Here is a 13,359-nt window from a genome sequence, read left to right as displayed (position 1 = left end):
GCCCTCACTCCGCTGCCTGCGCCAGGCCCGCGGACGGCCGACGCTCCAGAGCCCGGCGAGCATAGACGATTCGTCCCGCCACCAGCGTCGCCACCACTTCCGGATGCGCCATGTCGGAGGCGTCCACGAGCAGGAGATCGGCCCGTCGTCCCGCCTCCAGGCTGCCGCGATCGCTCAAGCCGGCGACGCGGGCGGGATTGGCCGAGACGAGCGGCCAGTGCCGCGCCAGCGCCTCCCGGTCGCCCGCCGCCAGGGTGAAGGCGGCATAGAGCGGCGAGGGGTAGTGGTAATCGCTGGTCAGCACCGTGCAGCGGCCGGCGGCAATGGCTTCTGTCGCGCTCAGCGCGCCATTATGGCTGCCGCCACGCACCACGTTCGGCGCGCCGAGGATCACGTCCTCGCCGGCATCGCGGGCGGCCTGGGCCGTCTCCTGGTTCATCGGGAATTCCGACGCCACCGCGCCCAGCGCACGGAAGCGGGCGCGCTCGGCCGGCGAATCCTCGTCATGGGCGAGCAGCACATTGCCGTTTGCGCGCGCGCTCGCCGCCAGGCTCTCGATCGCGGCGGGCACCGCCTCGCGCGAGGCCCACACACGGTCGAGCAGCGCCATATAGTCCTCGCGGCTGATGCCGGAGCGCTCCGCCATCTGGCCGATCTTGCGGGCGATGGTGCCCTTGAGCACCGAGCCTGATGTGTGGTCGTTGAAGGCGAGGATCGGCGAGGGCGTGAGTTCCAGCCATTCCCGCACTTCCTCCAGCGCCTCCAGCGCGAAGGTCTCCCAGCGCAGATGCAGCCGGGTGTCGCAGGCCAGCCCCTCGCGCAACGCGAGCAGCGTGGCGACGAAGGCGCGCGCGGCATCCACCGAGCGCAGGCCCGGCTCCCAGGAAATGGTGACGCCGTGAAAGGCGGTGGTGATGCCGTTCGCCACCAGCTGGCGGTCGGTGTCGCGCAAGGCGAGCGTCATGTCGAAGCGCACGCCCGGGCGCGGCATGATGTGGCGCTCGAAGGCGTCGCCGTGGATGTCGACGATGCCCGGCAGCACCAGCAGGCCGCGCGCGTCGATGGCTCGCTCCGGAGAGGCGCTCACCGCCTCCTCCCCGATTCGCCCACCGCTCACCACCACCGGGCGCTCGCTCCACTGGCCGCCCTGGAGCGACAGCCCATTCTCGATCCGCACACTCATCATCCGCCTCGGCACCCTTACGCCACTGTCATGGACGCGTCATACGCTGTCTATACAGATAACCGTAGTCCACAGTTCCTGTCTATACAGCAAGGGGCACAAAATGTTTCGCAAGCTTGTTTCCGCCCTCGCCATCACCCTGGCGACGGCCTTCGCGGCGACGGCCGAACCCGTTCGTTTCGCCGTCACCGACATTGAAGGCCTGGAGGCGCTGCAGCAGGAGTTCGGCGGCTTCCAGAAGGAGCTGTCGAAGCTCACCGGGCTCGACATCGAGCTGATCCCGGTCAGCTCGCGCACCGCCGCCGTCGAGGCGATGAATTCCGGCCATGTCGAGCTGGTGCTCACCGGCCCGGCCGAATATGTGGTCATGAAGCAGCTCAGCGACCCGCGCATCGTCGTCGCCTGGCAGCGCCCGGACTATTTCGCGCAGATCGCCGTGCTGGCGAACGGCCCGATTCGCAGCATCGACGACCTCAAGGGCAAGAAGGTGTCCTTCGGCTCGGTCGGCTCGACCTCGCAGCATCTCGGCCCGGCGCAGGTGCTGGCCGATTTCGGCATCATGTACGGCAAGGATTATGAGGGCGTCATCATCTCCCGCAACGTCGCTGCGGAAGCGCTGATCCGTGGCGACATCGCCGCCATCGGCCTGAACTACGGCCACCTCAACTCGATCCGCAAGGCGTTCCCCAACGCCGCCTTCGCCGTCGTCGCCCGTGGCCGCGACCTGCCCAACGACATCCTCGTCGCCCGCAAGGACATTCCCGAGGAGGTGTTCGTGAAGGTGCGCGAGGCCTTCCTCAAGCATGGCAACGAGCTGATGGGCGCGGTGCTGCAGGGCGATGACAACCAGAAGTTCAAGGGTGGCATCTTCATTACCGACGTGAAGGACAGCGATTACGACTATGTCCGCTCGATGTACCGCACCATCGGTATCGAGAATTTCGGTTCCTTCATCAACTGACCCCCTCACCCCAGCGCCGGACGGGCCTTGCTCCCGTCCGGCGCTTCTTTTCGTTCGTGATGGAGGCCGCCATGGAGCGCGTTCCGACCGAGCACGTTCCCGTGCCGCCCCTCGCCGGTCTGCGCCCGGCTAACACCGGCAACCCGCCGATCGGCCCGCTGGTGAAGCCGCCGGCGCCGGTCCTCGCCCCGCAGATCATCGGCGCGCGCGGCCTCGCCAAGACCTATCCCAACGGGCAGGCCGTGTTCGCCGGGGTCGATCTCGACATCCGCGCCGACCAGCGCGTGGCGCTGATCGGCTCCAACGGCGCCGGCAAGTCGACCCTGCTCAAATGCCTGATCGGCCTGCTGCCCTCGACCCACGGCGAGATCACCACGCTGGGCGAGCGTTTTCTGGCCGCGCCCAACGCCGCCCAGCTGACCCGGCTGCGCCGGCAGATCGGCTTCGTGTTCCAGAACCACGGCCTGGTCGGGCGGCAATCGGTGCTCACCAATGTCATCCAGGGCAAGCTCGGCCTGCCCGGCAGCTGGCGCGCCTGGCACCACGCCCTCGCCCGGCAGGAATGGCGCGAGGAGGCGATGGCGGTGCTGGCCGAGGTGCGCCTTGCCGACAAGGCAAGCGCCCGCGCCGACCAGCTCTCCGGCGGGCAGGCCCAGCGCGTCGCCATCGCCCGCGCGCTGATCCGCCGCCCGCGGCTGCTGATCGCCGACGAACCGGCGGCCAGCCTCGACCCGGCGGTCGGGCGCGACATCATGCGGATCTTCTCCGAGCTGGCGCGCGATCACGGGATCACCCTCGTCTACACCACCCACGACATGCAGCACGCGCTCGACTATTCCGACCGCATCGTCGCCCTGAAGGACGGCAAGGTGCATTTCGACCGGCCCACTACGCGGGTCTCCCTGCGCGATATGGATGGCGTGTTCCATGGCTAGCACCACCTCGCCCACCCTGCCCCGCGCGCTTCCCCCCTCGCGCCTCCCCTCGATCTCGCCGCTGTCCTTCACCGTTCTGGTGGTGGTCGGGGCGTTGTTCCTCGTCTCGATGGGGCAGGTCGCGCCCTCGCCGGAAAAGCTCGCCAACGGCCTGCCGCGCATGGCCGAGCTGGTGGGGCGGATGCTGCCACCCAACACCGACCCCGGCTTTCTCCAGCGCATGGGCTGGCGCATCCTGGAGACGCTGCAGATCGCGCTGGTCGGCACGGTGTTCGGTGTCGTTATCAGCCTGCCGATGGGCTGGCTGGCGGCGCGGGGCATCTCGCCGCTTGGCGCCTTCCGGCATTTTCCGCGCGCGCTGATCTCGCTGTTCCGCACCGTGCCGGACCTCGTCTGGGCGCTGCTGTTCGTCTCGACGCTCGGCCTCGGCGCGGTGGCCGGCACGATGACGATCGTCGTCGACACGATCGGCTTTTGCGGCCGCTTCTTCGCCGAGGCGATGGAGGAGGCCGACAAGAAGCCGCAGGAGGCGCTGCACGCCATCGGCGCCAATCGCGTCACCGTGCTGTGCGGGGCGATCCTGCCGGACGTGATGCCGACGCTGATCAACTCCTCGCTCTTCGCGCTGGAAAAGGCGGTGCGGGCCTCGGTGGTGCTCGGCCTCGTCGGCGCCGGCGGCATCGGGCAGGAGCTGAAAGTGGCGTTCGACCTGTTCCAATACCGCAACGCCTCGGCGATCATCCTCGCCATCTTCATCATCGTGCTGGCGATGGAATTCCTGACCGACCGGCTGCGGGCGAAGTTCCAATAGGCGGGCGGAAGGTGCATTCCGCCACCGCGATGGGGTAAAGCTCGCCGCTCAAGCGACAGGTGCCCCTCGTGACGTCCTTTCTCCTTCATATGCGCCCGATGTTCTTCGGCAGTGTGCTCGGCATTGGCGGCCTCGCCAATGGCTGGCGCATGGCGACGCGACTGTGGGGCGCGCCCATGCTGATCGGCGAGGCCCTGGCGGTCCTTGCCTTCGGGCTCTGGCTGCTGTGGAGCGTTCTCTACGCCCTGAAATGGCTGCTCCATCCCGGCGCGGCACGCGCGGAGCTGAACCATCCCGCGCAAGGCCTCATCGCCGCGCTGGCGCCGGTCTCGACCCTGATCGCCGCCATCGCCATCGGCCCGCATGTGCCGCTGCTTGGCTGGAGCCTGTTCATCGCGGGGACGGCGGGTGTGGCGCTCTATGCCGCCTGGAGCGTCGGCGGCCTCTGGCAGGGCGGGCGCGTCCCGCAGGAGGTGACGCCGATCCTCTATCTCCCCACCGTCGGCGGTGGGCTGGTCGGCGCCATCGCCTGCGCCACCTTCGGCCAGACGGCGCTCGGCTGGATGTTCTTCGGCATGGGGGTGATGTCGTGGCTGTCGATGGAATCGGTGTTCATCACCCGCCTGTTCCAGCACACGCTGCCGGCCGCGCAGCGCTCCAGCCTCGGCATGGAGCTGGCGCCGCCGGCGGTGGCCTGCGTCGCCTATCTCACACTGACGCCGGGGCCAGCCGACAAGGTCGCCCTCGCTCTGTTCGGCTATGGCTGCTTTCTCGCGCTGGTGATGGCCCGACTTGTGCCATGGCTGCGCCAGCAGCCCTTCGGCCCCGGCGCCTGGGGCTACACGTTCGGCGTCGCCACCCTGCCGCTTGCGGCGCTGAAGCTCACGGAACAGGGCGCGGGCGAGCCGGTGACGCAGATGGCGCTGGCGCTGTTCATCGCCGGCAATGCCATCATCGGCTGGATCGCGCTGCGCAGCGTGATCGGCGTGTTCGCGTTCCTGCGGCGGCCGGCGGGCTGACGTTCAGCCCTTCGGCCCGCTTTCCGCTAGCAGGAATGGTGCGTCGGCGCTGAAGACATGGCCCTCCACCGGCCGCCAGCCGTCGCCGAGCCACTCGCCAAGCCATTCGATCAGGTCATCCAGCGGCGCGCCCGCCGCCGGGATGCGGGTCGGCAGCACCACCCGCACGGCATGGGCCCCGTGCCGGCGCTCGAAGCCGAACCAGCCCCAGGGCGAGGGTGCGGCCGAGGACGCGATATCAAGCGGGCGATAATCGCCGCGCATCAGCGCCGGGTTGCGCGCGCGCAGCGCCAGCAAGTCCCGCGTCAGCTGGAAAGTGGCGGCATCGTCGGGGTCGAGAGTGGCCGCACGCCCCGCCAGCGCCTGCGCCCGTGCCCCCCAGTCCACCGGGCGGCGATTATCGGGGTCGACCAGCGAGAAATCGCGGAATTCGGTGCCCTGATAGATGTCAGGCGTGCCCGGCAGCGTGTGCTGGAGAATGAGCTGGCCGAGCCCAACGAGACGCCCGGCGGGGGCCAGCGCGGTGACGAACGCCGCGAGCCGGGCACGGAATTCCGTCGCCTCCGGCGCCTCGACCAGCGCCCGGGCAAAGCCGAGGCTCGCCTCTTCATAGGGCTCATTGGGCGTTTCCCAATTGCTGTGGCGCTTGGCCTCGCGCAGCGCCTTGGTGAGATAGGTCTCCATCCGCTCCGCCGTGATCGGCCAGGCGGACACCAGCGTCTGGAGGATCATGTGGGTGTCGAGCGCGTCGGGCAGTGCGATGCCCGCCTCCTCGCGCCGCAGCGGCGAAATGAGCGCCTCCGCCGCCTCGCAGAACGCTAGCCACGCCTCGGGTTGGCCGCTCAATGCAGCGAGGCGCGCGCGGGGTCCGGGGCCGCGCTTGGTGTCGTGCGTCGCCAGCGGGATGAGATCGACCGCGCCCGCTCGCGCGCGCGCCTCACAAATCGCGTGCATCTCCTGCGCACTGCGGGCGGGGTGGTCGAGGCTGCCGCCGACCTCATTGGCGCAGAGCAGCACCGGGAAGCGGTAAAGCTCGGTATCCTCGAAGCCCTTGGCAATGGCCGGTCCGCTGAGCTGCTGGAAGCGCGAGCGAAACTCATGATCGCTCGGCCGCTCGGGGTGCTCCAGCCGATCGAGCAGCAACGCGGCCGCCGCGGCGGTGAGCGGGTTCTCGGTGGCGTCGATGCGGGCGCGGATTTCCTGCCAGATCGCGACATCCTCGGGCGCATGGCCTTTGGGGGTCGCATAGGAGCGATAGACCGGGCAATGGGCGAGCAGCGCCACCACGCCATCGCGAATCGCCGCGTCGGTGAGGTCACCCGCGATCATCGCGGCGTCGAGCCCATCGCGCGCCAGCATCGCCAGCACGTCCACTTCCGCCTTGAGGCTCGCCTCCAGCACCTGCCGCTTGGCGCCCGCGAGGCGCTCGGGCAGCGCGCCGACGAGAAGGTGACGCGCCCGCAGCGCCGCCTCAAAGGCGCCATAGCCCTCCGGATCGACGAACAGCGCGTTGATGTCGTTCAGCCGTTCATAGCCGGTGGTGCCTTCTATCGGCCAGGGACGCAGCACCTCGCCCGGCTCAAGGATCTTCTCCACCAGCAGCGGCACATCGGGACCCACCATGGCCCGCAGCCGCTCGCAATAACCGGCGGGGTCGACCAGCCCGTCGATGTGGTCGATCCGCAGCCCGTGCACCATCCCGCGCCGGATCAGGTCCAGCGGCAGGCGGTGGACGAGGTCGAACACCTCGGGGTCCTCGACCCGGACGCCGGCGAGATCGGTGATGTTGAAGAAGCGGCGGTAATTGAGATCATGCGCGGCGGTACGCCACCAGGCGAGACGCCAATGCTGCGCCTCCAGCACGGCGGCGAGATCGGCCTGCGCCAACACCGCCTCCAGCGCCCGCCGCCCGGCAGCGTCGAGGCCGGTGAGAACGGCGCGGGCCGCGCCTCTTCCGGTGTCGTCCGATCCGCCTTCCACCACGGCAAAACAGTCGGCGGCGGCGGCAAGGCCGGCCGCGCGCAGCAGCCCCGCCACCGTTTCCGCCCGCACTGGGAACACATGGTCGGCATAGGCGACGTTGATCCGTCCGAGACCGTAATCGGCGCGCAGCGACAGCGCCCCGGCCTCCAGCGTCGCCTTGAGCGGATCGCCCAGCACCGGCAGCAGCAGCCGGCCGCTTTCCCATTTCACATCGAACACACGGGCGGCGGCCGAGCCCGGGCCCGCTTCCATCATGTCGAGCCAGAACGGGTTGTGGCTGGAGGCCGCCATGTGGTTGGGCACGATGTCGAGCACCACGCCCATGCCCCGCGCCGCCAGCGCATCGGCAAGGCGGACAAAGCCCTCCTCCCCACCCAGTTCCGGGTTGATCCGGGTCGGGTCGGCGACGTCATAGCCATGAGTGGAGCCCGGCACCGCCATGGTGATCGGCGAGGCATAGAGATGGCTGACGCCCAGATCAGCGAGATAGGGCACCTGCGCCTGCGCATCGGCAAAGGTGAAGCCGCGATGGAACTGGAAGCGATAGGTTGCGCGGAGGGCGGGGTTCATGCGGCGGCAAGGCTCCAGAGGGCGGCGGCGAAGGGGTCGAGCGTCAGCTGCCCTTCCGCCTCATGGATCACGCCGCCAATGCTGGCGCCGGCCGGCATGCCGGGAAGGCTGGTCTGCGGGTCGATCCGCACGCGCTCCTTGCCGCCATTCAGCACCATGACCAGCGTGCCGGCGCCATAGTGCCATGCGACGCGCAGCGCCTCCCCGGTCCGCACCAAATCACTGCCGCGATAGGGGCTGGCGGTGAGCGGCCAGACCAGCCGGCGGCGCTGCTCGGCCAGCCGGTGGAAGGCATCGAGTTCCGCCCGCGCCTGCGGGGTGCGCATGTCCTCGGCCTTCAGCTTGGCGGAAAAGAAGGTCGCCTCGCTCAGCGGATCGGGGAAGCTCTCGCCATGGGCATCGAAGAAGTCGGCGAATTCGCTGCGGCGACCCTTGCGCACCGCCTCTGCCAGTTCGCCCTCGAAGTCGCAGAAGAACGGGAAGGGCGTGGGCAGCAGCGCTTCCTCGCCCTGGAACAGCAGCGGAATCGCCGGCGAGAGCATCAGCACGAAGCGCAGGAAGGCCAGCCGCTCCGGCGCAAGGCTGGCCGCTAGCCGATCGCCCAGCGGGCGGTTGCCGATATGGTCGTGATTCTGCACAAAACTGACAAAGGCGTCGGGCGCGAGGCCCGTGCTGGCGGTGCCACGCGGGTGGCCGCCGTCATCGGGATAGGGCTCGCCCTGGAACACGAAGCCCTCGCTCAGCGCCCGGCCGGCGGCCGCCACCACGTCCTTGCCATAGGGGGCGTAATAGCCGGTGCGCTCGCCGCTGCCGAGCACGTGAAAGGCGTGGTGCCAGTCATCGTTCCACTGCGCGGTGAACAGATCGTCGTCGCGGGTCATCCAGCCGGCGATGTTGTCGTGGTTTTCCAGCACGAGCCAGGCGTCCGGCCGCACGGCGCGGCAGGCGCTCGCGATCTCGCGCAGGAAGGTCTCGGCGCCGGCGGTGGCCAGCGCGTGCACCGCGTCGAAGCGCAGCCCGTCAAAACCGAATTCGGCGAGCCAATAGGCCGCGTTTTCGGTGAAGAAGGCCCGCACGGTCTCGTTCTCGAGATCGATCGCCGGCCCCCAGGGGGTGTGGATATCCTCGCGGAAGAAGGATTTAGCGTAGAGCGGCAGGTAGTTCCCGCTCGGACCGAAATGGTTGTAGACGACATCCAGCATCACGCCGAGCCCGCGCTCATGGGCGGCGTCGATCAGCGCCCGCAGATCGTCGGGCGTGCCATAGGCGGTGTCGGGGGCGTAGAGCAGCACACCGTCATAGCCCCAGTTGCGGCGGCCGGGAAAATCGGCGACCGGCATCAGCTCGATCACGGTGAAGCCAGCGTCGCGGTAATGGTCGAGCCGCTCGATCAGCGCCCGAAACGTGCCTTCCGGCGTGGCCGTGCCGACATGCACCTCGGCGATGACAGCCTCATGCCAGGGCCGCGACACCCCGCCCACCGCCGTCGCAACCGGCGCCGGTGTGAGGCTCCAGCCATCGGCGTCCTCCGCCTGGCCGCGCGAGGCCGGATCGGGGACGGCGACCGCCCCCTCCCCCTCGCCGATGCGGAAGCGATAGCGGGTGCCGGCCGCGAGCCCGTCCACGCCGGCTGTGAAGAAGCCATCGGCGCCCTTTTCCATCGCCACGGGCGCGGCGCCGTCGATCTCCACACTCACATGGCCCGCATCCGGTGCGTAGAGGCGGAAGCGGGTGGCCGTGCCCTCGACAATCGGACCGAAGCGGGTGCTGTTCATGCGCGCCATTCCCAGACAATGAGTGTGCGGCCCGGCACGCCGAAGGTCTCGCCGCCCTCAAGGCTGGAGCCTTCGAGATCGTCGCCGGTGGCCAGGATCGCCTGCCAGCGCCCGGACTGAACCGGCGGCGCGACGAAATCGACGTCGACATGCGAGGCGTTGAGCATGATCACCAGCGAGGGCTCCTCCGGCAGCACCGGGGCGAGGCGCAGGGTGAGGCATTTGGAGTGCGGGTCGGACCAGTTCTCCTCGCTCATGCGGGTGCCGCCATTGTTGAACCAGGCGACGTCGGGCTGGCCCATCGCGTTGCGCGAGCCGGTGAGGAATTCCGGGCGCGAGAGACAGGAATGGGTCTTGCGGATCTCGGCGAGGCGGGCGACGAAGTCAGGCAGTTCCGGGTCGTCATCCGACCAGTCGACCCAGCCGATCTCGTTGTCCTGGCAATAGGCGTTGTTGTTGCCGCCCTGCGAGTTGGAACGCTCGTCGCCGGCGAGCAGCATCGGCACGCCCTGGCTGAGGAACAGCGTCGCGATCAGGTTGCGCTTCTGCCGGCGACGCAGCGCGTTGATCGCGGGATCGTCGGTCTCGCCCTCGACGCCGCAGTTCCAGCTCTTGTTGTCGTCATGGCCGTCGCGGCTGTCCTCGCCATTGGCCTCATTGTGCTTGTCATTATAGGTGACGAGGTCGTGCAGGGTGAAACCGTCATGGGCGGTGATGAAGTTGAGGCTCGACCACGGCCGGCGGCGGCCTTCCGAGAAGATGTCCTGCGAGGCGGCGAAGCGGGTGGCGAAGCTCGGCAGCAGCCCTTCCGAGCCGCACCAGAACTCGCGCACCTTGTCGCGGTAATCGCCGTTCCATTCCGAGAAGCCGGGCGGGAAGGCGCCGAGCTGGTAGCCGCCGGGGCCGACATCCCACGGCTCGGCGATCAGCTTGAGGCCGCCAAGGGTGGGGTCCTGGAGAATGGCGTTGAAGAAGGCGTGGCCGGAATCGAAGCCTTCCGGCCGGCGGCCGAGCGTGGTGGCGAGGTCGAAGCGGAACCCGTCAATGCCGTAGACCGACGCCCACATGCGCAAGGAATCCATCACCATCTGCAGCACGCGGGGATGGTCGGTGTTGACCGAGTTCCCGCAGCCGGTGAGGTCGTCATAATAGCGGCCATTGCCGGGCAGCAGCCGGTAGTAGGAGGCGTTGTCGATGCCCTTGAAGGACAGAGTGGGGCCGAGATGGTTGCCCTCGCAGGTGTGGTTGTAGACCACGTCAAGGATGATCTCGATGCCGGCCTGGTGCAGCCGGTCCACCGCCTCGCCAATGGCGTCGAGCCCGTCTTCGCCGAGATAGCGCGGCTCCGGCGCGAAGAAGTTCAGCGTGTTGTAGCCCCAGTAATTGGCGAGGCCCCGGTCGAGCAGATGCCGGTCCTGGGTGAAGGCATGGACGGGGAGCAGTTCCAGCGCGGTGACGCCGAGCTTCGAGATATAATCGATGAATTCCGGCTGGCCGAGCGCGGTGAAGGTGCCGCGGATGGATTCGGGCACCAGCGGGTGGCGCATGGTCAGCCCACGCACATGGCCTTCATAGATCACCGTCTTGGCCCAGGAGATGCGCGGGTGCTGGGTCGCGGCCATCGGCGTGCCGGCGACAACGCGGGCCTTCGGCATGAAGGCGGCGCTGTCGCGCTCATCCATGATCAGGTCGGCATCGTCGCCAGCGCCGATCGTGTAGCCGTACAGGGCATCGTCCCACTTGATGTCGCCCACCAGCATGCGGGCATAGGGGTCGAGCAGCAGCTTGTTCGGGTTGAAGCGGTGGCCCGCCTCCGGCGCCCACGGCCCGTGCACGCGCCAGCCATAGACCTGGCCGCGCCCGACGCCGGGGAGATAGCAATGCCAGACGCCGTTGGTGCATTCATGCAGGTCGATCCGCTCCAGCTCGGTCTGGCCGTAACGGTCGAACAGGCACAGCGTGACCCCGACCGCATTGTCGGAGAACAGCGCAAAATTCGTCCCTCTCCCGTCGACCGTCACTCCGAGCGGAAAAGCGGAGCCGGGCAGTATCTTGCGCATGATGGGGTCACCGTCTGGAGTGAGAAAGGCAAGGGAAGAACGGCCTGCGCCGCAATGGGCCGGCACATCGACGGGGGCGGCGTCAGTTTCTACCCCAGCGATTGATCCGCATCAGGCGGGCGGCGCGCTCCTGCGCGCGTTTCGCGTCGGGAGAGCCGCCGCTCTGCGCCGCAAGGCGCAACGCGCCAAGCGTGGCGGCCGCAAGTGGATGGCCGGGATAGGCGCAGCGTTCCCGGATGAACTCATAGGCATCGCGCAACGTGCGCAGATTGCGCCCCTCGCGCGTCGGCAAGGGGCGGTCAAAACAGGCGTCCCAAAAACTCTCGGACATCAATGTTCTCGCGTGAAGGGGCCGCGTCAAGGGCCGCTCGCAGAACGCGCGCGCGGAACGAAAAGTTCCGGGCCGCGCCCGGCCGGTTGGTTGGCGTAAGCAAGCCATCGCGCATGAGGGCCGACGGAGAGCGCCGCCGCATATCGAAGCCGCGACGAAAAAAGGGCCGGCGCGAGCCGGCCCTTGCGGGGAGTTCAGGGAGAAAAGGGTCGCGGGTGCCCGGCCCGCACAACAATCAGGCGGTCAGCACCTTCACTTCTTCCCGCAGCCGGCCGCCAAGCGCGGAAACGGCGTCGGAAACCTGTTCGATCTGGCCCGCCGTGCCCCGGATCTGGACGGAGATGCGCGAGACGCCATCGATGCTCTGCGTCACCGAGCCGTTGGTGACGCTCTGCTCCTCGACGGCAGCGGAGAGGGTCGTGAACACGTCGCGCAGGGTGCCGACGCTGTGGGTGATCTCGTTCACCGCCCGCGCCGCATCGCTGCTGGCCCGCTGCACCGCATCGACCTGGGTGCTGATCTCCTTGGTGGCGTTGGCGGTCTGCAGCGCCAGTTCCTTCACCTCGGAGGCGACGACGGCAAAGCCCCTGCCGGCATCGCCGACGCGGGCCGCCTCGATGGCGGCGTTGAGGGCGAGGAGGTTGGTCTGCGAGGCGATGCCCTGGATCATCGCCGAAATGTTGCCGATGCGCTCGATGCTCTCCACCAGCCCGCTGACCAGCCCATCGGCCGAAGTGGCGCGCTCGGCCGCCTGCGCGGTCATGTTGGTGGCGTTGTGGATCTGCTTGCTGACATCGCCGAACGACATCGACATCTCGACCGCCGCCGCCGCGACCGACGCCGTCATCTCCTCGCTCTGGCGAGACAGACTATCGAGCTCGGAGCTGGCCTCCTCCATCGCCGTGGAGGTCTCGTTCATCTCGTTGATGACCGTGGTGACGCTGGAGGCAACCCTCACCCGGTCGGTGATGAGCGCCCAGGTCAGCATCGGGCCATCATAGCGCCCATCGGGGGTCATCAACGCCGAGACACTGAGATTAAGGGTTTCCGGACCGACCTGGATGCGGGCCGTGTGCGGCAGACGCGAGGCGTCGGCGAGCATGTGCCGCTGCATCTCCGGCTTCTTGTGGAAGACGTCGATCGACGAGCCCACCAGCTCGGAGGCCTTGATCGGCAGATGCTGTTCGATGCGCGCCAGCGTGTCGAGGCTGGTGCGGTTGGCATAGTCGACGATGAAACCGTCGAGCGAGCAGGTCATCACATTGATCGGCATCTGGTCGACCATCTGCATCAGGCGGCGGACCTTTGCCTCGGCGGCGAGCGCGGCCGTCTCGACGCTCCAAACCGCCTGCGCATGGACATAGTCGCCGCGGGCGTTGCGGATCGGCGCGATGGCAAAGCGCAGGGTCTCGCCGCCAAGGGTCACGTCAGCATGGAACGGCATCAGATCGTGGCGGGCGAGGCGCTCGCCTTTCAAGCCGAGATCGAGATTGAACAGGGCCAGCGAGGCGCCGACGAGTTGCTCCGGCGCGCCCGGCAGCGCATGACGGATGGTCTCGAAAACGGCCCTCGAGCGCGCATTGGCGTAATCGATGTGCCCCGTCTGCGGGTCGCACATCAGCACGGCGGCGGGCAGGTCGTCCAGCAGGGCGGCATCGAAGCCGCGCGCCGGGGAGCGGCGCTTGAAGGAATAAAGGGAAGCTGAGCTCATGCCGATCTCCGGTCGGAACA

General features: G+C 68.4%; 10 protein-coding genes. 4 read left to right on the top strand and 6 right to left on the bottom strand.

Annotation, left to right across the window (positions count from 1 at the left end; translation table 11 throughout):
• Positions 1-4 precede the first annotated feature (4 nt).
• Positions 5-1,183, bottom strand: a complete 1,179-nt coding sequence (locus BLO63_RS18530; protein ID WP_244517964.1) for an alpha-D-ribose 1-methylphosphonate 5-triphosphate diphosphatase — start codon at positions 1,181-1,183, stop codon at positions 5-7.
• 103 nt (positions 1,184-1,286) lie between these two features.
• Here BLO63_RS18530 and BLO63_RS18525 point away from each other — a divergent pair, with 103 nt between their 5' ends.
• From BLO63_RS18525 to BLO63_RS18510, 4 genes are all read left to right on the top strand, one after another.
• Complete coding sequence (locus tag BLO63_RS18525; RefSeq protein ID WP_091443740.1) at positions 1,287-2,144, top strand: PhnD/SsuA/transferrin family substrate-binding protein; 858 nt, start codon at positions 1,287-1,289, stop codon at positions 2,142-2,144.
• Positions 2,145-2,215: 71 nt separating this feature from the next.
• Positions 2,216-3,079 carry a phosphonate ABC transporter ATP-binding protein gene (locus BLO63_RS18520; RefSeq protein ID WP_091443738.1) on the top strand — a complete coding sequence of 288 codons (864 nt, stop codon included), beginning with the start codon at positions 2,216-2,218 and terminating at the stop codon, positions 3,077-3,079.
• On the top strand, positions 3,072-3,890 hold the full coding sequence (gene phnE / locus BLO63_RS18515; protein ID WP_091443735.1) for a phosphonate ABC transporter, permease protein PhnE: 819 nt from the start codon (positions 3,072-3,074) through the stop codon (positions 3,888-3,890). Before BLO63_RS18520 ends, phnE begins: the two co-directional genes overlap by 8 nt.
• A gap of 68 nt (positions 3,891-3,958) precedes the next feature.
• Positions 3,959-4,909: an SLAC1 family transporter gene (locus tag BLO63_RS18510; RefSeq protein WP_244517963.1), complete on the top strand. Its 951-nt coding sequence runs from the start codon at positions 3,959-3,961 to the stop codon at positions 4,907-4,909.
• A gap of 3 nt (positions 4,910-4,912) precedes the next feature.
• Here BLO63_RS18510 and treY read toward each other — a convergent pair whose 3' ends face one another.
• From treY to BLO63_RS18485, 5 genes are all read right to left on the bottom strand, one after another.
• Positions 4,913-7,462: a malto-oligosyltrehalose synthase gene (treY, locus tag BLO63_RS18505; RefSeq protein WP_091443728.1), complete on the bottom strand. Its 2,550-nt coding sequence runs from the start codon at positions 7,460-7,462 to the stop codon at positions 4,913-4,915.
• Positions 7,459-9,237, bottom strand: a complete 1,779-nt coding sequence (gene treZ, locus BLO63_RS18500) for a malto-oligosyltrehalose trehalohydrolase (protein ID WP_091443725.1) — start codon at positions 9,235-9,237, stop codon at positions 7,459-7,461. Before treZ ends, treY begins: the two co-directional genes overlap by 4 nt.
• The gene (gene glgX / locus BLO63_RS18495; protein WP_091443723.1) at positions 9,234-11,297 is read right to left on the bottom strand and encodes a glycogen debranching protein GlgX; all 2,064 of its coding nucleotides are present in this window, start codon (positions 11,295-11,297) and stop codon (positions 9,234-9,236) included. The genes treZ and glgX overlap by 4 nt, the downstream gene beginning before the upstream one ends.
• 82 nt (positions 11,298-11,379) lie before the next feature.
• The gene (locus BLO63_RS18490) at positions 11,380-11,628 is read right to left on the bottom strand and encodes a hypothetical protein (protein WP_091443720.1); all 249 of its coding nucleotides are present in this window, start codon (positions 11,626-11,628) and stop codon (positions 11,380-11,382) included.
• Between the two features lie 235 nt (positions 11,629-11,863).
• Positions 11,864-13,339 carry a methyl-accepting chemotaxis protein gene (locus tag BLO63_RS18485; protein ID WP_091443717.1) on the bottom strand — a complete coding sequence of 492 codons (1,476 nt, stop codon included), beginning with the start codon at positions 13,337-13,339 and terminating at the stop codon, positions 11,864-11,866.
• Positions 13,340-13,359 lie beyond the last annotated feature (20 nt).

It is taken from the genome of Ancylobacter rudongensis (assembly GCF_900100155.1).
Lineage (GTDB): Bacteria > Pseudomonadota > Alphaproteobacteria > Rhizobiales > Xanthobacteraceae > Ancylobacter > Ancylobacter rudongensis.
The sequence above is the reverse complement of the archived record's forward strand: the minus strand, read 5'-3'. Positions and strand labels throughout refer to the sequence as shown.

What these genes read in the sequence shown, in the direction of transcription:
- BLO63_RS18530 (WP_244517964.1), bottom strand. Translation starts at nt 1,183, where the DNA reads ATGAGTGTGCGGATCGAGAATGGGCTGTCGCTCCAGGGCGGCCAGTGG.
- BLO63_RS18525 (WP_091443740.1), top strand. Translation starts at nt 1,287, where the DNA reads ATGTTTCGCAAGCTTGTTTCCGCCCTCGCCATCACCCTGGCGACGGCC.
- BLO63_RS18520 (WP_091443738.1), top strand. Translation starts at nt 2,216, where the DNA reads ATGGAGCGCGTTCCGACCGAGCACGTTCCCGTGCCGCCCCTCGCCGGT.
- phnE (WP_091443735.1), top strand. Translation starts at nt 3,072, where the DNA reads ATGGCTAGCACCACCTCGCCCACCCTGCCCCGCGCGCTTCCCCCCTCG.
- treY (WP_091443728.1), bottom strand. Translation starts at nt 7,462, where the DNA reads ATGAACCCCGCCCTCCGCGCAACCTATCGCTTCCAGTTCCATCGCGGC.
- treZ (WP_091443725.1), bottom strand. Translation starts at nt 9,237, where the DNA reads ATGAACAGCACCCGCTTCGGTCCGATTGTCGAGGGCACGGCCACCCGC.
- glgX (WP_091443723.1), bottom strand. Translation starts at nt 11,297, where the DNA reads ATGCGCAAGATACTGCCCGGCTCCGCTTTTCCGCTCGGAGTGACGGTC.
- BLO63_RS18490 (WP_091443720.1), bottom strand. Translation starts at nt 11,628, where the DNA reads ATGTCCGAGAGTTTTTGGGACGCCTGTTTTGACCGCCCCTTGCCGACG.
- BLO63_RS18485 (WP_091443717.1), bottom strand. Translation starts at nt 13,339, where the DNA reads ATGAGCTCAGCTTCCCTTTATTCCTTCAAGCGCCGCTCCCCGGCGCGC.